20 protein-coding genes are annotated in these 25,772 nt (G+C 66.7%); 13 read left to right on the top strand and 7 right to left on the bottom strand.

What is annotated here, in order from left to right:
* Positions 1 to 4 precede the first annotated feature (4 nt).
* Positions 5 to 790, bottom strand: coding sequence for an IclR family transcriptional regulator (locus AC6LJY_RS00150; RefSeq protein WP_120153967.1), 786 nt, complete (start codon positions 788 to 790; stop codon positions 5 to 7).
* Between the two features lie 292 nt (positions 791 to 1,082).
* On the opposite strand from AC6LJY_RS00150, the gene uvrA reads away from it, so the two are divergent.
* From uvrA to AC6LJY_RS00135, 3 genes are all read left to right on the top strand, one after another.
* Complete coding sequence (uvrA, locus tag AC6LJY_RS00145) at positions 1,083 to 6,887, top strand: excinuclease ABC subunit UvrA (RefSeq protein ID WP_498135042.1); 5,805 nt, start codon at positions 1,083 to 1,085, stop codon at positions 6,885 to 6,887.
* Positions 6,888 to 6,892: 5 nt separating this feature from the next.
* Complete coding sequence (locus AC6LJY_RS00140) at positions 6,893 to 8,029, top strand: aminodeoxychorismate synthase component I (protein ID WP_498135041.1); 1,137 nt, start codon at positions 6,893 to 6,895, stop codon at positions 8,027 to 8,029.
* A 75-nt stretch (positions 8,030 to 8,104) separates the two neighbouring features.
* Positions 8,105 to 8,737, top strand: a complete 633-nt coding sequence (locus AC6LJY_RS00135) for an aminotransferase class IV family protein (protein ID WP_046803527.1) — start codon at positions 8,105 to 8,107, stop codon at positions 8,735 to 8,737.
* Here the strand turns inward: AC6LJY_RS00135 and AC6LJY_RS00130 are convergent.
* Positions 8,718 to 9,650, bottom strand: coding sequence for a LysR family transcriptional regulator (locus AC6LJY_RS00130; protein WP_498135040.1), 933 nt, complete (start codon positions 9,648 to 9,650; stop codon positions 8,718 to 8,720). The two genes, AC6LJY_RS00135 and AC6LJY_RS00130, sit on opposite strands and share 20 nt — an antisense overlap.
* 159 nt (positions 9,651 to 9,809) lie before the next feature.
* Between AC6LJY_RS00130 and AC6LJY_RS00125 the strand changes: the two genes are divergently transcribed.
* The 3 genes from AC6LJY_RS00125 to AC6LJY_RS00115 are packed head-to-tail and all read left to right on the top strand — an operon-like array spanning position 9,810 to position 11,861.
* On the top strand, positions 9,810 to 11,048 hold the full coding sequence (locus tag AC6LJY_RS00125) for an aromatic ring-hydroxylating dioxygenase subunit alpha (RefSeq protein WP_046803529.1): 1,239 nt from the start codon (positions 9,810 to 9,812) through the stop codon (positions 11,046 to 11,048).
* A gap of 2 nt (positions 11,049 to 11,050) precedes the next feature.
* Positions 11,051 to 11,524, top strand: coding sequence for an aromatic-ring-hydroxylating dioxygenase subunit beta (locus AC6LJY_RS00120; RefSeq protein ID WP_104143504.1), 474 nt, complete (start codon positions 11,051 to 11,053; stop codon positions 11,522 to 11,524).
* Positions 11,525 to 11,549: 25 nt separating this feature from the next.
* The gene (locus AC6LJY_RS00115) at positions 11,550 to 11,861 is read left to right on the top strand and encodes a non-heme iron oxygenase ferredoxin subunit (RefSeq protein WP_046803552.1); all 312 of its coding nucleotides are present in this window, start codon (positions 11,550 to 11,552) and stop codon (positions 11,859 to 11,861) included.
* 7 nt (positions 11,862 to 11,868) lie between these two features.
* Here the strand turns inward: AC6LJY_RS00115 and AC6LJY_RS00110 are convergent, their stop codons facing one another.
* Genes AC6LJY_RS00110 through AC6LJY_RS00095 form a run of 4 tightly spaced genes read right to left on the bottom strand, consistent with a single transcriptional unit; the run spans position 11,869 to position 17,356 of the window.
* Positions 11,869 to 12,711 carry a tRNA threonylcarbamoyladenosine dehydratase gene (locus tag AC6LJY_RS00110; protein WP_498135039.1) on the bottom strand — a complete coding sequence of 281 codons (843 nt, stop codon included), beginning with the start codon at positions 12,709 to 12,711 and terminating at the stop codon, positions 11,869 to 11,871.
* 10 nt (positions 12,712 to 12,721) lie between these two features.
* A complete protein-coding gene (locus AC6LJY_RS00105; RefSeq protein ID WP_498135038.1) occupies positions 12,722 to 14,203 on the bottom strand; it encodes an efflux transporter outer membrane subunit in 1,482 nt (493 codons plus the stop codon).
* A gap of 5 nt (positions 14,204 to 14,208) precedes the next feature.
* Entirely contained in the window at positions 14,209 to 16,167 is a 1,959-nt protein-coding gene (locus AC6LJY_RS00100) for a MacB family efflux pump subunit (RefSeq protein ID WP_104143501.1), read from the bottom strand.
* Position 16,168: 1 nt separating this feature from the next.
* The gene (locus AC6LJY_RS00095) at positions 16,169 to 17,356 is read right to left on the bottom strand and encodes an efflux RND transporter periplasmic adaptor subunit (protein WP_104143499.1); all 1,188 of its coding nucleotides are present in this window, start codon (positions 17,354 to 17,356) and stop codon (positions 16,169 to 16,171) included.
* A gap of 430 nt (positions 17,357 to 17,786) precedes the next feature.
* Between AC6LJY_RS00095 and AC6LJY_RS00090 the strand changes: the two genes are divergently transcribed.
* The 6 genes from AC6LJY_RS00090 (at position 17,787) to purU (ending at position 22,998) form a co-directional block, all read left to right on the top strand.
* A complete protein-coding gene (locus tag AC6LJY_RS00090; RefSeq protein ID WP_104143672.1) occupies positions 17,787 to 18,995 on the top strand; it encodes an MFS transporter in 1,209 nt (402 codons plus the stop codon).
* A complete protein-coding gene (locus AC6LJY_RS00085; protein WP_104143498.1) occupies positions 18,996 to 19,658 on the top strand; it encodes a gamma-glutamylcyclotransferase in 663 nt (220 codons plus the stop codon).
* A gap of 140 nt (positions 19,659 to 19,798) precedes the next feature.
* Positions 19,799 to 20,428, top strand: coding sequence for a pyridoxamine 5'-phosphate oxidase (gene pdxH / locus AC6LJY_RS00080; RefSeq protein ID WP_046807883.1), 630 nt, complete (start codon positions 19,799 to 19,801; stop codon positions 20,426 to 20,428).
* Between the two features lie 39 nt (positions 20,429 to 20,467).
* Entirely contained in the window at positions 20,468 to 20,992 is a 525-nt protein-coding gene (locus AC6LJY_RS00075) for a flavin reductase family protein (RefSeq protein ID WP_046807882.1), read from the top strand.
* The gene (locus AC6LJY_RS00070) at positions 20,989 to 22,098 is read left to right on the top strand and encodes an NAD(P)/FAD-dependent oxidoreductase (RefSeq protein WP_046807881.1); all 1,110 of its coding nucleotides are present in this window, start codon (positions 20,989 to 20,991) and stop codon (positions 22,096 to 22,098) included. The genes AC6LJY_RS00075 and AC6LJY_RS00070 overlap by 4 nt, the downstream gene beginning before the upstream one ends.
* A gap of 45 nt (positions 22,099 to 22,143) precedes the next feature.
* Positions 22,144 to 22,998: a formyltetrahydrofolate deformylase gene (purU, locus tag AC6LJY_RS00065; RefSeq protein ID WP_046807880.1), complete on the top strand. Its 855-nt coding sequence runs from the start codon at positions 22,144 to 22,146 to the stop codon at positions 22,996 to 22,998.
* A 3-nt stretch (positions 22,999 to 23,001) separates the two neighbouring features.
* Here purU and AC6LJY_RS00060 read toward each other — a convergent pair whose 3' ends face one another.
* Positions 23,002 to 23,919 (bottom strand): LysR family transcriptional regulator, encoded by a 918-nt coding sequence (locus AC6LJY_RS00060; RefSeq protein WP_104143495.1) that lies wholly within the window; start codon positions 23,917 to 23,919, stop codon positions 23,002 to 23,004.
* 114 nt (positions 23,920 to 24,033) lie between these two features.
* Here AC6LJY_RS00060 and AC6LJY_RS00055 point away from each other — a divergent pair, with 114 nt between their 5' ends.
* Positions 24,034 to 25,749, top strand: a complete 1,716-nt coding sequence (locus tag AC6LJY_RS00055) for an acyl-CoA dehydrogenase family protein (protein WP_498135037.1) — start codon at positions 24,034 to 24,036, stop codon at positions 25,747 to 25,749.
* The last annotated feature ends 23 nt before the right edge of the window (positions 25,750 to 25,772 follow it).

Here is a 25,772-nt window from a genome sequence, read left to right as displayed (position 1 = left end):
ACGGTCAGGCGCCGCCGGTGGACACCGGCAACACGGCAAGTTTGGCCACGGCGGCATCGCGCAGCCGCAGCAAGGGGTCGATATAAGCGGTTTGGGGATCGTCCTGGCGCCGGAACAGCAGCGTGCTGACGCTAACGCCCGCCACTGGCCGGCCGGCCGCGTCGCACAGCGCCACGCCATAGCAGACGATACCGGCTTCATTTTCTTCGTCGTCCATGGCGTAGCCCCGGCCTCGGGCTTCGTCCAGCACGGCGCGCAGCGCCGGCAAGCTGGTGACGGTGCCCGGCATGCGCGCCGGCAGGGGCAGCCCGCGCAGCAGCTGTTCGCGGGCCGCCTCGTCCAGCGCGGCCAGATAGGCCTTGCCGACCGCGCTGGAATGCAGCGCCACGGACGCGCCCACGCGCGACACCATGCGGACGGGCCCGGGGCTTTCCAGTTTGTCGATATAGATCATTTCGTGGCCCGCCGGCACGGCCAGATGGACCGTTTCGCCGGTGGCATCGCGCAGGGCTTGCAGGTCGGGCGCCAGGGCGGCGCGCAGGTCGAACCGCGACCACGCCCGGCTGGCCAGCGATATCAGCCGCGTGCCCAGCCGATAGGCGCCGCCCGTTTCGGCCACCATGCCCTGCTCGGCCAGGGCCGCCACGATACGGTAGACGGTGGGGCGGGGATAGCCGCAAACGCGCGCCAGCGCGGCGGCCGTGGGCGGCTCTGGCGCATCGGCAACGGCTTGCAGCACGGCCATGAATTTCCCGAACGCGGCAGCGCCCGCGACCTTGGTTTCCGACAAGAACGTCCCCAGATAAGACCAATGCGCCGTCCTGGGACGGCACATGGAACGGCGTAGACCTTCAACCCGGAAATTCGAAGAAGTCCTAAGAACGCCACAGATTCGAAATGCAGGCAGCGCGGTTTTCAGACGAATCTGCGATACTGTTTATTTGTACAGCTAGACCGCCTGGTGGTGTCCATAATGTGGACAACCGCATCACAATATAGGCAATTATTCCATATCGCCGCGCTTGGAACCAGCGATGGGTTATCGCTCGGGCAGGCGGCTTCCTCAGGCTACGATACCGTCCATGATCTCCCAAATCCGCATCGTTGGCGCACGCCAGAACAACCTTAAAAACCTGGACCTGACCCTCGCCACCGGCGAATTGGTCGTTGTGACCGGCGTGTCGGGGTCCGGCAAAAGTTCGCTGGCTTTCGACACCCTGTACGCCGAAGGCCAACGGCGCTACGTGGAAACCTTCTCGCCCTACGCGCGCCAGTTCCTGGACCGCATGGACAAGCCCCAGGTAGACCGCATCGAGGGCATTTTGCCCGCCATCGCCATCGATCAGACCAACCCGGTGCGCAGCTCGCGCAGCACGGTCGGCACGATGACCGAACTGAACGACCACCTGAAACTGCTGTTTGCGCGCGGCGCGCGGCTGTACTGCCGGGGCTGCGGCAAGCTGGTCCGGCGCGACACGCCCGAATCCGTTTATCACTCGCTGGCCGAACGCGCCGCCGTGGCCGGCGACCCGCGCCTGGTGGTGACCTTTCCCATTGCCGTGCCCGCCAACTTCACCGAAGACGAAGTGCGCGGCTTTCTTGAGCAGCAGGGCTACACCCGCGTGCACGCCGAGGAAACGGCGGTGCCGCGCGCCACCGTGGCCAAGCCGGCCAAAGGCGCCAAGAAGGGCAAGGCCGCCAAGGACGCCGGCGAAGAACGCCGCATCCTGCACGTCATCCAAGACCGCTTCCGCTTCGCCGGCACCGAACGCGAACGCGTGATGGAAGCGCTGGACACGGCACTGCGCATGGGCGCCGGGCACCTGGCCGTCTACGTCATGAACGCCGAGGGCGAGAACGCGGACATCTGGAAATACAGCGACCGCCTGCACTGCGCCGACTGCAACATCGAATACACCGACCCGTTGCCCAGCAGCTTCTCGTTCAATTCCCCGCTGGGCGCCTGCGAGGCGTGCCGGGGCTTTGGCCGCGTGATCGGCATCGACTTCGGCCTGGTCATCCCCGACGAAAACAAGACCCTGATGGAAGGCGCCATCAAGCCCTGGACCACGCCGTCCTACAAGGAATGCCAGGACGAGCTGCAAAAGTACGCCCCCCGCGCGGGCGTACCGCTGGGCGTGCCCTGGAAAAGCCTTAGCGAAGAACACAAGCGCTGGGTGCTGTACGGCACGCCCGACTGGAAGGGCGGCAACGATGCCTGGAAGCACCAGTGGTACGGCGTGCAGCGCTTTTTCGACTGGCTGGAAACCAAGGCGTACAAGATGCACGTGCGCGTGCTGCTGTCCAAGTACCGCAGCTACACGCCCTGCCCCACCTGCAACGGCGCGCGCCTGAAACCGGATGCGCTGCTGTGGCGCCTGGGCACCAAGGAAGAAGCCGACACCGTGCTGCCGCCCGAAGACGGCCGCTATCAGCGCTTCATGCCGGTCGGCGCCAACTGGTCGCGCGATCAGCTGAACAACATCGGCGGCCTGTCGATCCATGACGTGATGCTGTTGCCCATCGAACGGGTACGGCGCTTCTTTGACGGGCTGTCTTTCTCGGGCGCGCTGGATGCAGCCACCGACCTCTTGATGACCGAGGTGCGCGCGCGCCTGAAGTTCCTGTGCGACGTGGGCCTGGGCTACCTGACGCTGGACCGCCAGAGCCGCACGCTGTCGGGCGGCGAAGTGCAGCGCATCAACCTGACCACCGCGCTGGGCACCTCGCTGGTGAACACGCTGTTCGTGCTGGACGAGCCGTCCATCGGCCTGCACCCGCGCGACATGCACCGCGTGGTCGAAGTCATGCACCGCTTGCGCAACGCCGGCAACACGCTGGTGGTGGTGGAACACGACCCGCAGGTCATGGTGGCCGCCGATCGCATCATCGACATCGGCCCCGGCCCCGGCGAACGCGGCGGCTACATCGTTTTTGACGGCACGCCCAAGCAACTGCGCGCGGCCGACACGCTGACGGGCAACTACCTGGGCGGACGCCAGCGCGTGGAAGCGCCGCGCCCCATGCCGGTGGCAGCCAACACGCCGCGCCTGCTGCTGGAAGGCGTCAACGCGCACAACCTGAAAAACGTGTCCGTCGAACTGCCGCTGGGTCGGCTGGTCTGCGTGACCGGCGTGTCCGGTTCGGGCAAGTCCACGCTGGTGCAAGACGTGCTGTACCCCGCGCTGCTGAAGCAAAAGGGCAAGCCGTCGGAAACGCCCGGCGCGTTCGACCGCCTGTTGGGCACCGAGCAGATCGCCGACGTGGTCATGGTGGACCAGACGCCCATCGGCAAGACGGCGCGGTCCAACCCCGCCAGCTACGTGGGCGCGTTTGACGCCATCCGCAAGCTGTTTGCCCAGGCCCCGCTGGCGCGCGAACGCGCCTACACGGCCGGCACGTTCAGCTTCAACGGTGGCGACGGCCGCTGCCCCACCTGCGGCGGCACCGGCTTCGAACACGTTGAAATGCAGTTCCTGTCCGACGTCTACCTGCGTTGCCCCGACTGCGACGGCAAGCGATTCCGCCCCGAAGTGCTGGAAGTGCGTGTCGAACACCTGGGCAAAAGCGCGTCCATCGACGAAGTGCTGGCCATGACGGTCAGCGAAGCGCTGGACTTCTTCAAGGGCCTGCGCGACGTGCAGACCGGCCTGGCGCCGCTGGCCGACGTGGGCCTGGAATACGTGCGGCTGGGGCAACCCGTGCCCACGCTGTCCGGTGGCGAGGCGCAGCGCCTGAAGCTGGCCGGCCACCTGGCCGAGGCCGCGCGCAGCGGCATTTCCACCGCCAAGGTCGCCAAGAAGGGCAGCCTGTTCCTGTTCGACGAACCCACCACCGGCCTGCACTTTGACGACGTGGCGCGGCTGATGCGCGCGTTTCGCAAGCTGCTGGCCGCCGGCCACACGCTGCTGGTCATCGAACACAATCTGGACGTGATCCGCGCGGCCGACTGGCTGATCGACCTGGGCCCCGAAGGCGGCGACGCCGGCGGCCTGCTGATCGGCGTGGGCACCCCGCAAGACCTGATGGACAACCCCAAGTCGCATACCGGCGCGGCGCTGCGTGACTACGAAGTCAGCATCCTGCCGGCCGACGTGGTGGTCACCAGCGACATCGACGCGCAGGAAGTCGAGCAAGCCGGCCTGACCGCGCGCATCGCCGAGCCCACCGCCGTCTACAACGGCGCGGACGTGGCCACCGATGCCGCCGGCCCCGGCGCCGGCGAAGGCACGCCATTGCAGTCCGTGATGCGCGCGCGTCGCCAAGGCAACATGGCCATCGAGATCCGCAACGCGCGCGAGCACAACCTGAAGAACATCAGCGTCGAAATCCCGCACGACAAATTCACCGTGATCACCGGCGTGTCCGGCTCGGGCAAGTCGACGCTGGCGTTCGACATCCTGTTCAACGAAGGCCAGCGCCGCTACCTGGAATCGCTGAACGCCTACGCGCGCGCCATCGTGCAGCCGGCCGGCAAGCCCGACGTGGACGCCATCTTCGGCATTCCGCCCACCGTGGCCATCGAACAGCGCACCAGCCGTGGCGGGCGCAAGTCCACCGTGGCCACGATGACGGAAATCCACCATTTCCTGCGCCTGCTCTATGTGAAGCTGGGCACGCAATACTGCCCGGATTGCAACGTGGCCGTTGAGCCGCAGAACACGGACCAGATCGTGGCGCGCCTGCTGCGTGACCACAAGGGCGTGCACATCGGGCTGCTGGCCCCGCTGGTCACCGCGCGCAAGGGTTATTACACGGACCTTGCCAAGTGGGCCGGTTCGAAGGGCCATTCGCACCTGCGCGTGGATGGCGAGTTCATCCCCGTGGCCCCGTGGCCGCGTCTGGACCGCTACAAGGAACACACCATCGAACTGCCCGTGGCGGACGTGGTGGTGGACCCCGCCAACGAGGCCGACCTGCGCGCCGCCGTCAAAAGCGCGCTGGAAAACGGCCAGGGCGTGATGTCGGTGGTGTGGCCGGTGAACAAGCTGCATGAAGCGCTGAACAGCGAATTGCAGCAGCAGCATTTTTCGGTCAAGCGCGCGTGCCCATCTTGCGGCACCAGCTTCCCGGAACCCGATCCGCGCCTGTTCTCATACAACTCCAAGCACGGCTGGTGCACGGGCTGCTACGGCACGGGCCTGCAATTGCAGGGCTTTGACGAAGAGCAGACGGGCGAGGAAACCGCCTGGAACGCCTGGTACGAAGGCGAGGCCAAGGCGTGCACGCAGTGCGACGGGCAGCGCCTGAACCGCGTGGCGCGCGCCGTGCGCTGGCGCGACAAGTCCATTGCCGAACTGGCGTCGCTGCCGGTGTCGGACGCGCACACCTTCTTTACCGGACTGGTGGCGCGTGGCCGCGAAGGCGAGATCGCCCGCGACATCCTGACCGAAATTCGCGGCCGTTTGAACTTCATGCAGGAAGTGGGCCTGAACTACCTGGCGCTGGACCGCGCCGCGCCCACGCTGTCCGGCGGCGAAGCGCAGCGCATCCGCCTGGCCGCGCAGCTGGGTTCCAACCTGCAAGGTGTTTGCTACGTGCTGGACGAGCCCACCATCGGCCTGCACCCGCGTGACAACCGCATCCTGCTGGACGCGCTAGCGCGCCTGGAAGGCAACGGCAACACGCTGGTGGTCGTGGAACATGACGACGACACCATCCGCCGCGCCTCGCACGTGATCGATATCGGACCCGGCGCGGGCATCCGTGGCGGTCGGGTCGTGGCGCAAGGCACCGTGGAAGACGTCATGAACGCGCCGGAATCCATCACCGGCCGCTACCTGAAGACGCCGCTGGCGCATCCGCTGCAAGGCCGTCGTGCGGTGGAAGCGGACACGCCCATGATCGAAATCCGAGGCGCGCGCCTGCATAACCTGCGCAGCGTGGACGCCAAGATTCCGGTGGGCCGGCTGAGCGTCGTGACCGGGGTGTCCGGTTCCGGCAAGTCCACGCTGGCGCGCGAAGTGCTGCTGGACAACCTGACGCAAGCCGTGTCGCAGGGCAAGGCCCCGGGCTGGGCGGGCTGCGAAAGCATCAAGGGCTGGGAAGCCATTGACCGCGTGCTGGAAGTGGACCAGACCCCCATCGGCAAGACGCCGCGCTCGTGCCCGGCCACCTATGTGGGCTTCTGGGACGACGTGCGCAAGCAGTTCGCCGACACCCGCGAAGCCCGCATGCGCGGCTGGACGGCGGCGCGCTTCTCGTTCAACACCGGCGATGGCCGCTGCCCCATTTGCGAAGGCCAGGGCATGCGCACCATCGAAATGAACTTCCTGCCCGACGTGAAAGTGCCGTGCGACGCCTGCAACGGCGCGCGCTTCAACAGCGACACGCTCAGCGTGCAGATGCGCGGCAAGAACGCCGGCGAGCTGCTGTCCATGGAAGTGGACGACGCCATCGGCTACTTCGCCGCGCACCCGAAGATCCATCGCCCGCTGCAATTGATGCAGGACGTGGGCTTGGGTTATTTGACGCTGGGCCAGCCGTCGCCCACGCTGTCGGGCGGCGAGGCCCAGCGCATCAAGCTGGTCACCGAGCTATCCAAGGCGCGCCTGACCGACGGGCTGATCAAGACCGGCCGCGCCTCGCGCATCCCGCACACGCTGTACGTGCTGGACGAGCCCACGGTGGGCCTGTCGATGGCCGACGTTGAAAAGTTGATCCACGTGCTGCATCGCCTGGTGGAGGCCGGCAATACGGTGGTCGTGATTGAGCATAATCTGGACGTCATCGCCGAAGCCGACTGGCTGCTGGACCTGGGCCCCGAAGGCGGCACGGGCGGCGGGCAGCTGGTTGCCGAAGGCTCGCCGGAACATGTGATGACCCTGGCCGACCATTCCCACACGGGACGCGTCCTGACGGAATTCCTGGCTCATCAACATCCGTAGCAAGCATGCATTGTCGTTTTGAAGACCGGCTGGCCGGTCGCGCACTGAAGTTCGAGGGCTTTTGCTCCCGGATCGAGGCACGCACCGCCGCCGAGGTCGGCCCGGCGCTGGCGGCCATCGAGGCCGCCCGGCAGCAGGGCCGCTGGGTGGCCCTGTTGCTGGACTACGAATTGGGCGAATGGCTGCTGCCGGAAGCCACGCGGGCGGCGCCGACCTGCTCTTGGACGGCTCGCCAAGACGACGGCCACCCGCGCCTGACCGCGCTGGTGTTCGAACGCAAGGTCGACGAAGCGCCGTGGGACGCGCCCGACGCGGCCAGCGCCGACGCAGCCATCACCCTGCCCGCGCCGCGCATGACCGAAGCCGACTACGTGCGCCAGATCAACGCCATCCGGGGCCTGATCGAAGACGGCGAGCTATACCAAGTCAACTACACCCAGCCGCTGGACGTGCAAGTCCAGGGGGATGCGGCCACGCTTTACCGGCGCATCGCCGCCCGCAACCCGGTCGCCCACGCCGCCTTTATCCAGGACGGCGCGCGCACGGTGCTGTCGTTTTCGCCCGAGCTTTTCGTACGGCGAGACGGCTCGCGGCTGACGACCCGCCCCATGAAGGGCACGGCGCCACGCCATACCGATGCCGGGGAAGACACGCGGCTGGGGCAGGCCCTGCTGGCCAGCGAGAAAAACCGCGCCGAAAACCTGATGATCGTGGACCTGCTGCGCAACGACCTGGGTCGCCTGGCCCAGCCGGGCTCGGTCAAGGTCGACGCGTTGTTCTCGCTGGAGCGCTATCCCACTGTCTGGACCATGACGTCCACCGTGTCGGCACAGGCGCCCGACGCCACCCTGGAAGCCGTGCTGCGCGCGCTGTTCCCCTGCGGTTCGATCACCGGTGCCCCCAAGGTCGCGGCCATGCGCCGCATCCGCCAGATGGAAACCGGCCCGCGCGGCCTGTATTGCGGCAGCGTGGGCTGGCTGGCGCCGGATGGCGATTTTTCGTTGAACGTGGCGATCCGCACCCTGGTGCTGGATGACGCCGGCCACGGCGTCTACAGCGTGGGCGGCGGCATCGTGCACGATTCGGACCCCGCCGAGGAATGGCAGGAGTGCCATTGGAAAGCCCGGATCCTGCGGGCCTGATGCCGCGCTGGAACTTCCGGCGACGGCGGTAGTAGCATAGAGCCCGGCCACACCCGCCACGACCAGGAGCGACCCATGCAACCCGAATTGATCGAGACCATCCTGGTTGATGCCGAACAGCGCGTGCCCTTGCTGGACCGCCACCTGAAGCGGCTGGAGGCGTCCTGCAAGGACCTGGGTTATGTCTGGGCCGGGCGCGCCGTTGAAGGCGACATCATGATCGCCGCTACCAGCCTGGTGACCCCGGGCGCGCATCGGCTGCGGTTGCTGGTGGCCCGCGACGGCAGCCGCCAGATCCAGACCGCCATGCTGCCGCCCCTGCCCGCCGTGCAGGAAGTGATGCTGGCGCCCGAGACGCTGCGCTCGACCGAACCGCTGCTGCGCTACAAAACCACGCACCGCCCCTGGTACACCAAGACTATCGAATGGCTGCCAGCGCATCCGCACATCTTTGACCTGCTCTATCTGAACGAACGCGGCGAACTGTGCGAAGGCAGCCGCAGCAACGTATACCTGCGCCTGGACGGCCGCTGGTATACGCCCCCGGTGGACAGCGGCTGCCTGCCCGGTGTGCAACGCGGCGAACTGCTGGATACGGCCAACGTGCGCGAACGCGTGCTGACGCTGGCCGACCTGCATGCCGCCGACGAAATCCGGCTGTCGAACGCGCTGCGCGGCTGGTTCAACGTCACGCTGCGGGAAGCCTGAGCGGCCCGCCCGGGTCCGCAAACTGCTCCACCACCACCTGCCGCAGCCACTGATTGGCGGGATCGCGATGGTTGCGCGCGTGCCAGAACACATTGATGACCGACTCCGGAATCTTCACCGGACAGGGCGCCGTCGCCAGCCCGAAGGGCGCACAGGCGCAATCGGCAAAACGCTGCGGCACCACCGCGATCATGTCGGTGGCCTGCAACACCGGCCCCACCGCAATGAAGTGCGGCACCGTTAACCGCAAGCGGCGCTGGATGCCGGCACGTGCGATCACCTCGTCCACCACGCCATGCCCGGTGCCTTCGGACACGATGGCCACGTGCTCGGCCGCGCGGAATTGTTTGGCTGACACGCCCGAATGCGCCAGCGGATGGTCGCGCCGGAAAATGCACACATAAGGCTGGCTGAACAGCTTGCGCTGGAAAAAACCGCTTTGCAGACCGGGCAGGAAACCCATCGCCACATCGATGCGGCCGCGCTCCATTTCGTCACGCACGTCGATCGACGTGGTGCGCACCGTGCGGATGGTGACGCCCGGGGCGGCGGCATCCAGCGCCCGCATCAGGCGTGGCAGGAAATAGGTTTCGCCCACATCGTTCACGCCGATCACGAAGGCCCGTTCGCTGCTTGCGGGGTCGAACACGGCGCGCGCGTTCAGCGTGCCATGCAGCGCCGCCAGCGCGTCCGCGATGGGCTGGGCCAGCGCCTCGGCATAGGGCGTGGGCACCATGCCGCGCGACGTGCGCAGGAACAGCTCATCGCCCAGCAGCTTGCGCAGACGGGTCAGCGCGTTGCTGACGCCGGGCTGCGAGATGCCCAGGCTGTGCGCGGCGGTGGATACCCGGCCATGCCTGTGCAGTTCGTTGAAGACGACCAGCAGGTTCAGGTCCACGTCTTTCAGGTTCATGCGCTTGTCTCCACCAATATTGATTCTGGTGATGCGTTCTATTGACCAGATTCTATTTATTTATTTCTGCGCGTGGCGGAACATGGACCGATAAAAGCAGCGATAAACGCTGCGATAAACGCTGCGATAAAAGCCGCGACAACGACTCGGAGACAAGCCATGCCCATCGACCCGCCCTGGCCGGACGACGGTTCCCACCGCATTCCGTTCGGCGTCTACACCGACGCCGCCCTGCACCAACGCGAGCTGGAACGTTTTTTCTACCAGGCGCACTGGTGCTATGTTGGCCTGGAAGCCGAAATCCCCAACCCCGGCGACTTCAAGCGCACCGCCGTCGGCGAACGTTCCGTCATCCTGCTACGCGACAACGACGGCCAGGTCCGCGTGGTGGAAAACGTATGCGCCCACCGTGGCGTGCAGTTCTGCCGCGAACGTTCCGGCAACCGCACCGAATTCGTCTGCCCCTATCACCAGTGGAACTACGACCTGCAAGGCAACCTGATCGGCGTGCCGTTCCGGCGCGGCGTCAAGCAGGACGGCAAGGTCAACGGCGGCATGCCGCCCGACTTCAAAACCGAGGACCATAGCCTGACCAAGCTGGCGGTGGCCTGTCGCAACGGCGTCGTGTTCGCCTCGTTCGACCACGACGCCGAACCGCTCGAAGACTATCTGGGCCCGGACATCCTGCATTACTTCGACCGCGTGTTCGACGGCCGCCAGCTGCTTATCCACGGCTACAGCCGCCAGCGCATCCCCGGCAACTGGAAGCTGATGCAGGAAAACATCAAAGACCCCTACCACCCGGGCCTGCTGCACACCTGGTTCGTCACCTTTGGCCTGTGGCGCGCCGACAACCGCTCAGAACTGAAGATGGACCGCCATTTTCGCCACGCCGCCATGATTTCCACGCGCGGCCAGGGCGGCAAGGGTAGCGTGACCAGCGGCGTGTCCAGCTTCAAGGAACAGATGTCGCTGAACGATGACCGCTTCCTGGACATCGTGCCGGAGCCCTGGTGGAACGGCCCCACCGCCGTGCTGATGACGCTGTTTCCCAGCGTCATCATCCAGCAGCAGGTCAATTCGCTATCCACCCGCCACATCCAGCCCGTGGGCCACGACGCCTTCGACTTCGTCTGGACGCACTTCGGCTTTGCCGATGACACGCCCGAGATGACGCAACGGCGGCTGCGCCAGGCAAACCTGTTTGGCCCGGCCGGCTTCGTGTCGGCCGACGACGGCGAAGTGATCGAATTTTCGCAATCGGGTTTTCAACAGAAGCCGTGGCACCGCAGCGTGGCGGAACTGGGCGGCAAGACGGCCGAGAACACCGACCACATGGTCACTGAAACGTTGATACGCGGCATGTACGCGTATTGGCGCCGCGTGATGGAGGCATGACGATGCTGGACTTTCCTCTTTATTACCGGCTGACCTGCCTGTACACCGACTACGCCGCCGCGCTGGACGCAGAGCAATGGGACAAGTGGCCCGACTTTTTCCTGGAAGACTGCATCTACAAGGTGCTGCCCCGCGAAAACCATGAACGCGGCTACCCACTGGCCACCATGGCGTTCGAAAGCCGCGGCATGCTGAAAGACCGCATTTACGGCGCCACCGAAACGATCTTCCACGACCCGTATTACCAGCGCCACGTGGTCGGAGCGCCGCGCGTGCTGTCGGTCCAGGGCGACCGCATCGAATCCGAAGCCAACTACGCCGTCTTTCGCACCAAGCCCAATCAGCTGACCACGGTATTCAACGTGGGCCGCTACCTGGACGTGGTGCGCAACACGCCCGACGGCATGAAGTTCGAATCGCGCTTGTGCATCTTCGACAGCGAGCTGGTGCCCAATTCGCTGATCTACCCCATCTAGCCTAGCCAGGATCACCGCCATGACGATGACCACCCAATGGATACAGGCCATCGCCCATGCCGATGTGCCCGAAGACGACGTGATTGCCGTGCAGGCGGGCGACCGCGAAATTGCGCTGTACGGCGTGGACGGCCAGGTCTACGCCACGGACAACCTCTGTACGCACGGCAACGCCCGCCTGTGCGACGGGTTTTTAACCGGCCATGAAATTGAATGCCCGCTGCACCAGGGGCGTTTCGATGTGCGCGACGGCCGGGCGCTGTGTTCGCCCTTGCGCGAGAACGTGGCGACCTATCCGGTCAGGATCGAAGACGGAATGGTGTTCGTGGCGCTGTAGCGCCGCGTCAGATCGCCATGCGCAGCGCTTCGTTGGCCGCTGCCATGCCCATGGCCGCCGTCACCGTCACCACCGAGCCGTAGCCCGCGCAGGACAAGCCTTGCGGGGCGGTCGCCTGGCCGGCGGCGCCGACATCGTCCTCGCCTTCAGTGGGGCGCGTCCAGGCGTCGGGCAGAATGGCCGGCTGGTCGAACCACAACGCATGCACGCCCATCTTGGGCACGCGCTTGAGCGCCTTGCCGTTCTGGTCGGACGCGCGCGGAAACCCGTGTTCGCGGCGCAGCTTGTTGCGCAGCTTGGACAACAAGGCGTCGTTCACCGCCGCCGACAAGTCCCCCGCCCGCAACGCCAGCGGATCGGTCTTGCCGCCCGCGCCGCCGCACAGCAGCATCGGCACGCCCAATGCGCGCGCGTGCAGGATCATTGCGATCTTGGCCGCTGCCTGGTCGGTGCAATCGATGATGACGGTGTAGGGGCCGGGCAGCACCTCGGCCACGTTCTCGGGCGACACGAAGTCATCCACCCGCGTCAAGCGGCATTCGGGGTTGATCTCCAGCACCCGCTCGGCCATCGCATCCACCTTGGACTTGCCCAACGTGGACGTCAGCGCGTGCAGTTGCCGGTTGACGTTGGATTCGGCGATGTGATCCAGGTCGATCAACGTCAATGCGCCCACGCCGCAACGCGCCAGCGCCTCAACCGTCCACGACCCGACGCCGCCCAAGCCGGCCACGGCCACGTGCGCGCGCTGCAAGTGCGCGGGCGCTTGCGGGCCGTACAAACGGGAAAGGCCGCCGAAACGGCGGTCCAGGTCGGCGGCGGGGGCTGGGGTGGGGTCGGGAAAGTCCATGGCGGCTATTTTAGGGCAAGGGCCGGGCCTGAGTCTGAACCTTGGTCTGGGTCTGCGCCTGGGTCTGAGCCTGGGTCTCAGCCTGCGTCTGCGCCTCAGTCTGCTCCTGATCGTCCCCGCCCAGCGCCCGGTACACCGTCACCTGGTTCACCAGGCGGTTCAAGCCGTTTTCGTCGCGCGCGATCTCGGCGCTGCGGCGCTTCTCCTGTGCGTCCAGCCAGTCCTTGAGCGACACCGCCCCTGCCCGATACCGCACTTCGTACAGGCGTTCGGCATCGCGCGCCGCGCGCAGCGACACCGCCAGTTGCTCGGCTTGCAAGCTCAGCTGCGTCCGGTTCGACAAGGCGTTTTCAACATCCGCCATGGCCTGATACAGCGTCTGCCGGAAATTGACGACGCGTTCTTCATAGTCGGCCTTGGATATCTTGATGTTCAGCTGCATCTGGTTCCATTGCAGGAACGGCAGCGTCAAGCCCACGCCCAGGGCGGCGACGGGGTTTTGCAGCACGTTCGACAACGTGGGGCTGGCGCTGCCCACCGCGCCCGTCAGCGTCACGGGCGGATAGAAGCTGGCGCGGGTGGCGTCCACGGTGGCCAGCGCCTCGCGCAGGCGCAGTTCGGCGGCGCGCAGGTCGGGGCGACGGCCCAGCAAATCGGCGGGCACGCCGGCGCGCGCCTCGGGCAACGGGTACGGCGGCAGGCGCGGCGGGTTGGCCATGCTGCGGTCGGGCGGGCCGTCAAACAGGATGGCCAGCGCGTTGATGTATTCCACGCGCTGCTGCACCAGCAGCGTGTGCGCCGCCTGCTGGCTGGCCACGGTCTGTTCGGCTTCGGCCAGCTCCAGCGCCGACGCGCCGCCCGCCGCGTACTGCGCGCGCACCAGGTCCTGCGTGCGGCGCGCGTAGGCGATGCTTTCCTCGCTGCTGGCGATGCGCTGGTTGATGAACGCCGTCTGCCAATACAGCGTGGCGGTAGTGCCCACCAGCGACAAAGCGGCGGACTGGCGGTCTTGCTCGGTGGCCAGTGCTTCCCACTGGGCCGCATCGCGCTGGCGCGACAGCTTGCCCCACAGGTCCACTTCGTAGCTGACCGTCAGCTGGGCCTGGTTGTTGCGGGTGATGATGCGGTCGCCGTACAGGTTGCGGTTGCGCGTCACGCTGGCGTCGCCACCCAGTTGCGGCATCAGCTGGTCTTCGGTCAAGCCGGCCTGGTATTGCGCGCGGCGCACACGGATCGCGGCGGCCGCCAGATCGTTGTTGCGCGCCAGCACGGCGTCGATCAAGCCGTTGAGCACCGGGTCGTTGAAGTTGCGCCACCACTGGCCGCCCTGGGCCAGGGGCGCATGCAGGTTTTCCGAACCGCCATGGGTCCAGGCGGCGGGCGTCTGGGTCATGGGGGGTTCGTAGTCACTGCGCAGCAGGCTGCCGCATCCGCCCAGCGCAACAAGCAGCGCCAGCGCGACGGGTTTGCAAATCAGGGAAACCGCTTTCATCGTCCTCATTCCCGGGCCAAGGCCTCGACGGGATCCAGGCGCGCCGCGTTGCGCGCCGGCAAATAGCCAAAAAGCACACCGATCAGCGTCGAGCACGTAAATGCCGCCACCATCGATGCCGTGGAATAAATCATCTGGAACGAGCCGCCCGTGGCCTTGGACACCAGCACGCCCAACGCCAGCGACAGCAGGATGCCCACCGCGCCGCCGATCAGGCAGACCAGCACGGCCTCAATCAGGAACTGCTGCATGATGTCGCTGCGCCGCGCGCCCACCGCCATGCGCACGCCGATCTCGCGTGTGCGTTCGGTAACGGACACCAGCATGATGTTCATCACCCCGATGCCACCCACCATCAGCGAAATCAACGCAATCAGCGACACCAGCAGCGTCATCGTTGCCGTGGTGCGCTCGATGGTCTTGCGGATGGCGTCCGTGTTGAACACGAAGAAATCCTTCACCACGTGGCGGCGCATCAGCAGCCGTTCGATGGATTTCTCGGCGGCGGCCGGCGGCGTGGCGTCGCTGACGCGCACCGTGATGCTTTTCAGATGCTGCTGCCCCAGCACGCGGGATAACGCCGTGGTGTAGGGAATCCAGACGTTCAGCGATTCATTGTTGCCGAACACCGAGTCTTTCTTGGCGGTCACGCCGATCACGCGCGCGGGCATGGACCCCAGGAACACCACCTGCCCGATGGGCTCGGTGTGCGAGCCGAACAGCGCGCGCCGCGTGCCTTCGTCGATCACCACTTCCTGCGCGCGGCGCACCACGCTGGTCTCGTCGAAGAACTTGCCTTGCGCCAGCTTGATGGCGCGCACGCGGAAATACTGTTCGCCCACGCCCTGGATCGAGCCGTTCACCGACACGTTGCGATAGCGCAGCGTATTGCTGGTGGCGACCTCGGGCGTGACGCTGTCCACATAGGGCTCGCGCGCCAGGGCGTCGGCGTCCGCCGCGACCAGCGTGCGAATGTTGACGGCCTTTTCGTCGCCAAAGTCCTTGCCCGGAAAGACTTCCACCGTGTTGGTGCCGATGGCGCTGATGTCTTCCAGGATCTTGCGCCGCGACCCTTCCCCCAGCGCCACCACCGACACCACGGCGGCAATGCCGATGATGATGCCCAGCATGGTCAACGAGGTGCGCAGGCGGTGCGCGTTCATGGACAGCAGCGCCATGCGCAGGGCTTCGCCGCAGCGGTCCAGGTAGGCCTGCCACGCGGGCCGCCTGGGCAGTTCGGGCGGTGCATCGCGCGCGGCGTCCCGGCGCGGGGCGTCGGGGTTGCGCTTGTCCGCCACGATTTCGCCGTCGCTGATCTCGATGATGCGCTGCGCGTGGCGCGCCACATTCATGTCGTGCGTGACGATGATGATGGTGTGCCCGGCCGCATTCAGCTCTTCCAGAATGCGCAGCACTTCCTGCCCGGTGTGCGTGTCCAGCGCGCCGGTGGGCTCGTCGGCCAGGATGATGTCGCCACCGTTCATCAGCGCGCGCGCAATGCTCACGCGCTGCTGCTGGCCGCCGGACAATTGGCCGGGCCGGTGCTCGGACCGGTCAGCCAGGCCCAGCCGCGCCAGCAGTTGTTCGGCGCGGTCCATGCGGGCCTCGCGGCGCTTGCCGGCATACACGGCGGGCATTTCGACGTTGCCCTGCGCGGTCAGGTCCGACAGCAGGTGATAGCGCTGGAAGATAAAGCCGAAATGCTCGCGGCGCAGTTCGGCAAGCTCGTCCGGACCCAGCTCGCCCGTGCTGCGGCCGCCCACGCGGTAGTCGCCCCGGGTCGGGCGGTCCAGGCAGCCCAGGATGTTCATCAGCGTGGACTTGCCCGAGCCGGACGCCCCCACGATGGCGACCATCTCGCCGGCTTCGATGGTCAGGTTGACGTCTTTCAGGACGGCGATGGTCTGGTCGCCGGCGGGAAATTCACGCCGTACGCCGGACAACGCAATCAGCGGACCGCTCATGTCAGGCCCCCGGCGCGGCGGCGGCGGCCGGGGCGGAATCCGCCGACACGACCCGCTCGCCTACCTCCAGCCCTTCCAGCACCTGCGCCTGCACGTTGTTGTTCATGCCGATCTTGACGTGGCGCACCTCGGTCTTGTTGTCCTTCAGGACGACGCGCACGGCATAGCGGCCGTCCTCGCCCCGCTTGCCCAGCGCCGAGGCCGGCACCACGACGGCGTCGCGCGCCTCGCCCAGCACGATGAAGACCTGCGTGGTCATCGAGATGCGCAGTTTTTCGTCGGGGTTGGGCACATCGAACAGGCCGTTGTAGTAGACGGCGGCGGTAGTCGAGCTGCCGCTGGATGCGGTCAGCGACGTGGTGGCGTCGTCTTTCTGGATGGAGTCGGGCGCCGGTTCCACGGCGCGCAAGGTCGCGTGATAGCGCTGGTCGGGCTCGCCAAGAATCGTGAAGTACACGGGCAGCCCGGGTTTGACGCGGGTGACGTCCGCTTCGGAAATCTGCGCCTTGATCGTCATGGTGTCCACCTGGGCCACCTTGATGATGGTGGGCGCGCTTTGGATGGCGTTGACCGTCTGCCCTTCCTTGGTCACCACGGCCACGACCATGCCGTCGATGGGCGAGACGATGCGGGTGTAGCCCAGGTTGACCTTGGCCGTGTCCACCTGGATCTCGGCCTGCGCGATCTGCGCATCCAGCGAGGCGATCTCGGCGCGGGTCACGCCCAGCGTGGCCTCGGCGGATTCGTAGGCTTCGCGCGAACTGGCGTCGGCGGCCAGCATCTGGCGTTGGCGCTTGAAGGCCAGTTCCGCCTGCTTCAGCATGGCGACCTTGGCGGCCCGCTCGGCGCGCCGGGTCTGGAGGGCGGCCTCGGCGTTGCGCAGGTCGTTCTGCTGGGTCAGGTCGTCGATCTCGGCGACCAGCTGCCCTTTCTTGACGCGGTCACCCAGCTGCACTTTCAGGGACTTGAGCTGGCCGGTCGCCTGCGCACCGACGCTGACGCGCTCAATGGCGTCCAACGTGCCGCTGGCCAGCACGCTGTCTTCCAGGTTGGCACGGGTGACCTCGGCGACGGCGAAGGTGGGCGGCGGCGGGGCCGAGAAGAACATGGCGCGCACCGCCAGCCCCCCCAACAGGACGACGACGGCGATCAACGCGTAACGCTTGAACTTACTGCGGGACTTTTTCATTGCACCTGAGAATGAGTGACCGGCAAGGCGGCCGTAACGTAACGCCACGCCATCGCAGCGCCACGCCCTCGCAACGCCACGCAGTCGCGCAACGTCGGGCCGCCATCCTAAACGGGGCGAGGGTGCGTGGCGATGACCGATTGCGGCGAAACGGTGAAAAACCGTAAAGCGGGTTTCGGCCGGGACGCCGGCAAGAACGATTGTTCCGTTGCGTGAACGATACAACGGCAATGGCGCATGCACGAAACCGCCGTCCTGCGCCTGCCGGGATCGTGCCGCCAACGTGCCGCCTCTTGTTGCGTAAGGCCGCGACTTGGCCGCTAGATGGCCGCTATCTTGTTCGCGCCGTCTGAAACACTTTGCCGCGCCGCAAAAAACCCGCGCCTCGACATAGCCCGACGATCCGCACAGAATGATTGCAGTTAACGCCGTGTCTACCTCCAACAGATCCCCCTCCTCGCCCTCTGGTTCCCCGGAATTTTCCGGGGCGGTGCTGCTGTGTCTGTTGGCGATGATGAACCACGTGGCGCTGACGGGCGGCCGGATCACCGTGTCGCTGACCGCGCTGCAAATGGGCCTGTCCACCTTCAAGGTCGGCACCCTGGTCGCGGTGTTTGCCGTGCTGCCGATGCTGTTCTCGGTACGCGCGGGCCGCTGGGTGGACCGCGTGGGCATCGTGCGCCCGCTGGTCATTGGCACGTCTTTGGTCGCCATCGGCACCGCTTTGCCCTTTATCTTTCAGACACAGACGGCGCTGCTGGTGGCGTCCTGCTGTATCGGCATCGGTTTCATGCTGCACCAGGTCGCCACGCAAGACCTGCTGGGCCACGCCGAACCGGCGCAGCGGCTGCGCAACTTTTCTTTCATGTCGCTGGCCTTGGCCGGCTCCGGCTTTTCGGGGCCGCTGATCGCGGGTCTGGCCATCGACAACCTGGGCACGCGGACCGCCTTCGGCCTGCTGGCCCTGGGCCCGATCCTGTCCGGCATCGGCCTTTATTACCTGCGCCACCAACTGAAGGCGGTGGACTCGCAGTTGTCCGGCGCCAAAGAGGCCCAGCGCCGCCGCGTGACCGAACTGCTGGCGGTGCCGGCCCTGCGCCGCATCCTGATGGTGAACACGATTCTGTCGGGCGCCTGGGACACGCATCTGTTCGTGGTGCCGATCTTTGGCGTGGCGATCGGGCTGTCCGCCACCACCATCGGCGTCATCCTGGCGTCGTTCGCGGCGGCAACGTTCGTGATCCGGCTGGTATTGCCGCTGATCATGCGCCGGGTGCGGTCCTGGACCCTGGTGCGCGTGGCGATGGCCACCGCCGCCATCGACTTCATGCTTTACCCGCTGTTCACCGACGTTACCGTGCTGATCGTGCTGTCTTTCATTCTTGGGCTGGCCCTGGGCTGTTGCCAACCGAGTATGCTGTCGCTCTTGCACCAGCATTCCCCGCCCGGCCGCGCGGCCGAAGCCGTGGGCCTGCGCATGGCGCTGATCAACGGTTCTCAGGTGTCCCTGCCGTTGACCTTCGGCGCGCTGGGTGCGGTAATTGGCGTTGCCCCCCTGTTCTGGGCCTATTCGCTGGCCCTGATGGCGGGCGGGTGGGCCAATCGAAATCCCCCGCTCGAGTCTGACCGGAAGCCTTAAGTGAACACGCAGTCCCCTCCCTCCGCCCCCGGCGTCGCCGGCGCCAGCTTGCCTTTTCGCCTGTGGACGCCCGAAGAAAGACAGGCCTCGCTGGACGACGCGCTGCGCCATTGGCAGGCGGGAGACGACGTCTGGGTATATGGGTACGGGTCGCTGATCTGGCGCCCGGACTTTGACTTCATGGAGCGCCGGCTGGCGACCTTGCGCGGCCACCACCGGGCGCTGTGCCTGTGGTCGCGGGTCAACCGGGGCACGCCGGAATGCCCGGGGCTGGTGTTCGGGCTGGACCGGGGCGGCTCCTGCCGCGGCGTCGTCTACCGCCTGGCCGGCGACCAGGTGCCCACGTATTTCCCCGCCTTGTGGGAACGCGAGATGTCCACCGGCGCCTACCTGCCCCGCTGGATCAACTGCACCACCGACGCCGGCACCGTGCGCGCGCTGGTGTTCATCATGAACCGCGCGAACCCCGCGTACATCCGCGCGCTGCCCCAGGACGAACTTCTGGCCATCGTGCGCCGGGCGGCCGGCCGCTACGGCCCCTGCACCGATTACGTGGTGCAGACGGCCCAGGCGCTGCGGGCGGCCGGCATCCACGATGCCCGGCTGGACGCCATTGCGCGGCTGCTGGAAGAAGACGGACACAGGCTGCCCGAAGGCGCCTGAACCGGGCGGGAACGGGGTGTGTAGCGTTGCCCGGCCACACCCCGGGCCGGAAACATCCCCGAGGTCTGCGCGGGGTCAAAGGGCGGGTGGTGGTGCGGGCGGTATAAACTCCCTGTTATCCACCCTGAATCCCCATCCTCATGTCCGTCTCCGATCTGCGTCAAAGCTACGAAAAGAACGTCCTGTTGGAAAACCAGGCCGCCGCCTCGCCGTTCGAGCAATTTACCCGCTGGTTCGACGAAGCCCTGGCCGCCAAGGTGCCCGAGCCCAACGCGATGACGTTGGCCACGGTCGACGCAAGCGGCCAGCCCAGCGCCCGCATCGTCCTCATCAAGGGCTTTGACGAACGCGGCTTCACGTTCTTCACCAACTACGAGTCCCGCAAGGGGCAAGACCTGTTGGCCGAGCCGCGCGCCAGCCTGCTGTTTTTCTGGCAGCCCCTGGAACGCCAGGTCCGGATTGAGGGCGTGGTGGAAAAAGTGGCGCCCGAAGAGTCGGACGCCTACTATCACAGCCGCCCCGCCGGATCGCGCATCGGCGCCTGGGCTTCGCCCCAGAGCCAGCCCATTACCCGTGAAGCGCTGGAAGCCCGTGAAAAGGAATTCCGCGAACGCTTCGGCGAGCAGCCGCCGCGTCCGCCGCACTGGGGCGGTTACCGCTTGAAGCCCACCGCCATCGAATTCTGGCAAGGCAGGCCGTCGCGCCTGCACGACCGCCTGCGCTACGTCGCGGACGGCCCGGCCTGGAAGATCGAACGCCTGTCGCCATGATGTCGGGCGCGTTTGCGCGCCCGCCCAATTACCGATTGCATGCCCGCCTCCTCCCCTGATTTTGACGCCGCTTTTTTCCGCACCGCGCTGGGCCGCTACGCCACCGGCGTCACGGTCGTGACGGCCGCCGGGCTTGATGGCGCCCCCATCGGCCTGACGGTCAGCTCGTTCAACTCGGTGTCGCTGAACCCGCCGCTGATCCTGTGGAGCCTGTCGCGCTCGTCGTCCTCGCTGGCGGCGTTCGAACAGTGCGAGCGCTACGTGGTCAACGTCCTGAGCGCCGAGCAGATCGCGCTGGCGCGCCGCTTCGCCACGGGCAAGACGCCCGACCGCTACGCCGGCCTGACGGTGCATTACGCGCCAGGCGGCACACCGATGCTGGACGGCCATTGCGCCGCCTGGTTCGAATGCCGCAACCGCAGCCGCTACGAAGAAGGCGACCACATCATCATGGTGGGCGAAGTGGAACGCTGCGGCCACAGCAACGAACCGCCGCTGGTGTTTCACGCCGGCGGCTTTGACCTGACGCCCGCGGGCAGCCGGTCCGAAAGGAAGACGCCATGAGCGTGGACGTAGATTGCGTCGTCATCGGCGCGGGCGTGGTGGGGCTGGCCGTGGCCCGCGCGCTGGCGCAAGCCGGCCGGGAAGTGCTGGTGACCGAAGCCACCGAAGCCATCGGCACCGGCACCAGCTCACGCAATTCCGAAGTGATCCACGCGGGCATCTATTACCCGGCGGGCAGCCTGAAGGCGCGCCTGTGCGTGCGGGGCAAACACCTTCTGTACGCGTACTGCGCCGAACGCGGCGTGCCGCACAAGCGCCTGGGCAAGCTGATCGTGGCCACCGACCGCGATCAGGCGGCCCAGCTTGAGGGCATCGCCCAGCGCGCGCGCGCCAACGGCGTGGACGATTTGCAGTTCATTTCCGGCGAAGAAGCCATGCGCCTGGAGCCCGCGCTGCAATGCACCGCCGCGCTGGTGTCGCCATCCACCGGCATCGTCGACAGCCATGCCCTGATGCTGTCATTCCAGGGCGACGCCGAAAATGCCGGCGCTCAGTGTGTCTTTCACACGCCGCTGGTGTCCGGCCGCGTGCGCCCCGAAGGCGGCTTCGAACTGCAATTCGGCGGCGACGAAGCCATGACGCTGACCTGTAACGTGCTGATCAATTCAGCCGGGCTGCAAGCGCCCGCGCTGGCCCGCCGCATCGACGGCGTGCCGCCCGCCACCATCCCGACCGATTACCTGTGCAAGGGCAGCTACTTCACGCTGGCCGGCCGCGCGCCCTTCACGCGCCTGATCTACCCGGTGCCGCAACACGCCGGCCTGGGCGTGCACCTGACGCTGGACATGGGCGGCCAAGCCAAGTTCGGACCCGATACCGAATGGATCGGCACCGAAGACTACACACTGGACCCGGCGCGCGCCGACGTGTTCTACGACGCGGTGCGCAGCTACTGGCCGGCGCTGCCGGACCATGCACTGGCGCCCGGCTACACCGGCATCCGGCCCAAGATCTCGGGCCCGCACGAACCCGCCGCCGACTTCGTCATTGCCGGCCCCGCCGTGCATGGCGTGCCCGGGCTGGTGAACCTGTTCGGCATTGAATCTCCCGGGCTGACCTCCAGCCTGGCCCTGGCGGAAGAAACCCTGGCGCGCCTGAGCGCCTGATTCCGCCCATCCCCTCTTCTCCTTACCTCGGCCTATTCCCGCACCATGCAGCACAACGACTACATCCTGACCCTGTCCTGCCCTGACCGCACCGGCATCGTCTACCGCGTCAGCGGCCTGTTGTTCGAATTGGGTTGCAACATCCTGGATTCGCAGCAATTCGGCGACGAGGAAACGGGCCAGTTCTTCCTGCGCGTGCACTTTGACCTGCCCGTGGCCGTGAACCCCGACGACCTGCGCGGCCGCCTGGATACGCTGTCGGCGGACTACGGCATGGACCTGAAGCTACATGACGCGCGCCGCAAGCAGCGCCTGTTGATCATGGTCAGCAAGCAGGGCCATTGCCTGAACGACCTGCTGTTTCGCGTGCATAGCGGGCATTTGCACGCCGAAGTGGCGGCCATCGTGTCCAACCACAACGACTACGCCAGCCTGGCGGCGTCCTACGGCATCCCGTTCCATTACCTGCCCGTCACGGCCGACACGAAGGCCGAGCAGGAAAAGCAGGTATTGCAGATTGCCGACCAGTCCAACACCGACCTGGTGGTGCTGGCCCGCTACATGCAGATCCTGTCGGCGGATATGTGCCGCGCGCTGAACGGCCGCGCCATCAACATCCACCACAGCTTCCTGCCCAGCTTCAAGGGCGCGCGCCCGTATCACCAGGCGCACGCTCGCGGCGTGAAGATCATCGGCGCCACCGCTCATTACGTGACGTCGGACCTTGACGAAGGCCCCATCATCGATCAGGACATCGAACGCGTGGACCACACCATGACGGCGGCCGACCTGACGCAAGTGGGCAGCGATATCGAATCGCTGGTGCTGTCGCGCGCGGTGCGCAGCCATGTCGAACACCGCATCCTGCTGAACCGCAACAAAACCGTCGTGTTCCGCTGATCGTCAATCCGCCTGCTGGGCCACCGCCGGCGTGGCCGGCGGAAACTGGCGCGTCACCAGCGCCATGGCCCGATGCTGCAAAGGCGACTGCGCGCCGGCTTGCCAGATCACCTGGCTGACCGAGCGCGCCTCGTGTTCGAACGCAATGAAGCGCGTGCCGGCCAGCCCGCTGCGCGACAGGCAGGACGGCACGATCGACACGCCCAGCCCCTGCGACACCAGCGATGCCACGCTAAGCCAATGCCGCACTTCGTGGCGGACCACCGGCATGAAGCCGGCCGCCACGCACATCGACAACACGGTTTCGTAATAGCTGGGTGAGGCCGCGCGGGCGAAGAAGACGAAGTCATCGCCCGCCAGATCGGCCAGCCGCAACGACGCGCGCGCAGCCAGCGGGTGAGAATCCGGCAGGCACACCACAAAAGGTTCGGCGATCAGGTCGCGCGCCAGCACCTCTTCGGGCACCGGGTTGGCATGGATGAACCCCAGGTCCTGTTCCCCCCGCCGCACGGCTTCGATCTGCTCGTGCGAGTTCAGCTCGGTCAGCACGTGCTCCACGTCGGGCAGTTCGGCGCGCATGGCGTTCAGCAGCACCGGCAGGCCGCGATACAGCATCGACCCGACAAAGCCGATGCGCAGCCGGCCGCGCAGGCCCGCGTCCACCCGCTGCACCAGTGTGCGCACTTCCTCGGCCTGCCGCAGCAACGTCAGCGCCTCGCGATACAGCACGTGGCCGGCGTCGGTCAGTTCCACATGGCGGCTGGTGCGAGCAAGCAGGCGCGCGCCCACGTTGTCTTCCAGCTGGCGGATGGCGTAGCTGAGCGGCGGCTGCGAGATATGCAGGCGGGTGGCGGCGCGGCTGAAATGGCGCTCTTCGGCTACCGCGATGAAGTAGCGCAACAGGCGCGGGTCCAGATCCATGGTCTCCCCCTATCTATATTTTTTATGGATTGTTCTACACCAAAACGGTATTTGCATAGATTAATCTACCCGCGCAACATCGGCCATCTTCCCGATTTTTCGCAGGATGCCGCCATGGACGCCCCCGCCCGCCCCAATCCCTCCGTTGCCACTCCCGCCGCCTCCACCCCGGTGCCGGATTCACGCGGGCTGAACCTGTTCACTGCCGACCCCTACGCCGCCGCGCTCAGCCGGCGCTACCTGCCCGCACCGCTGCACGCCCATCTGCTGCCCCACCTGGAACGCCTGGGCGGCTTGGCCGGAGGCGTGATGGACGAACTGGCCGCCACGGCGGACAAGCATCCGCCCACGCTGTCGGTGCGCAGCCGGGCCGGGGCCGACGAATCGCGGGTGGACAAGCACCCCGCCTATGTGGAACTGGAACGGCTGGCGTACAGCGAATTCGGCTTGGCCGCGCTGTCGCATCGCGGCGGCGTGCTGGGCTGGCCCGAACCCATGCCGGCCGCCGCCAAGTACGCGTTGAGCCATTTGTTCGTGCAAGCGGAATTCGGCCTGTGCTGCCCGGTCAGCATGACCGATTCGCTGGCGCGCACGCTGCGCAAGTTCGGCGACCCGGCGCTGGTGCAACGCGTGCTGCCGCAAGTGACCACGCAGGATTTCGACGCGCTGCGCCAAGGCGCCATGTTCATGACGGAACAAGGCGCGGGCTCGGACGTCAGCGCCACCGAAGTCACCGCCGACCTGCAAGCGGACGGCAGCTGGCGCATCCATGGCGACAAGTGGTTCTGCTCGAATCCCGACGCGGGTTTTGCGATGGTGCTGGCGCGCAGCGAAACCGCGCCCGGCCTGAAAGGCGTCTCGCTGTTCCTGTTGCCGCGCGACCTGGCCGACGGCAGCCACAACCACTACCGCATCCTGCGTCTGAAAGACAAGCTGGGTACGCGGTCCATGGCCAGCGGCGAAATCCGGCTGGAAGGCGCCGTGGCCTGGCTGGTGGGCGAGCGCGGCCGGGGCTTCAAGCACATGGCCGACATGATCAATAACTCGCGCTTGTCCAACGGCATGCGCGCGGCCGGGCTGATGCGCCGCGCGGTGACCGAAGCGATCTTCGTATCGCAGCAGCGCCGCGCCTTCGGCAAGCGCCTGATCGACATGCCGCTGATGCAACGCCAACTGGTCAAGATGACGGTCTGGGCCGAGCAGGCGCGCAGCGTCATGTTCCAGACGGCGCGCGCGCTGGCCGACGCTGACCAGGGCATGGCCGACCCGGCGCTGGCGCGCATCCTGACCCCGCTGATCAAGTTCCGCGCCTGCCGCGACGCGCGCAAGGTGACGGGCGACGCGATGGAAGTGCGCGGCGGCTGCGGCTATATCGAAGAATGGACCGAGCCGCGCCTGGTGCGCGACGCGCATCTGGGATCCATCTGGGAAGGCACCAGCAACATCGTCGCGCTGGACGTGCTGCGCGCCATCAAGAAAGAAAATTCGCTGCCCGCGCTGCGCGCCCATATCGACCAGCTGCTGGCAGACGGCGCGCCCTGCCCGCCCGCGCTGGCCGCGTTGCAGGCCGACGCGCTGGCCAAGACCTTTGCGCTGGCCGAGCACGCCGCCATGGGCGACCACGCCGAACTGGCCCGCCAGGCGGCGTCCCTGCTTTACCACGCCGTGTCCATGGCCGCCTTGCGCTGGGAAGCCACGGACGCGGGCATGCAAAGCCGTGCGCAACTGGCCGACCAGGTGCTGTTGCACCGCCTGGCGCCACGCGACCCCTACGCCATTCCCCCCAACGAAAGCGCAGCCTGCCAGGCCATCTTGCAGTACGCGCTGTAATCCGCGACGCCGGCGGCACAGCC

Source organism: Achromobacter sp. RT286_PF (assembly GCF_059760425.1).
The sequence above is the reverse complement of the archived record's forward strand: the minus strand, read 5'-3'. Positions and strand labels throughout refer to the sequence as shown.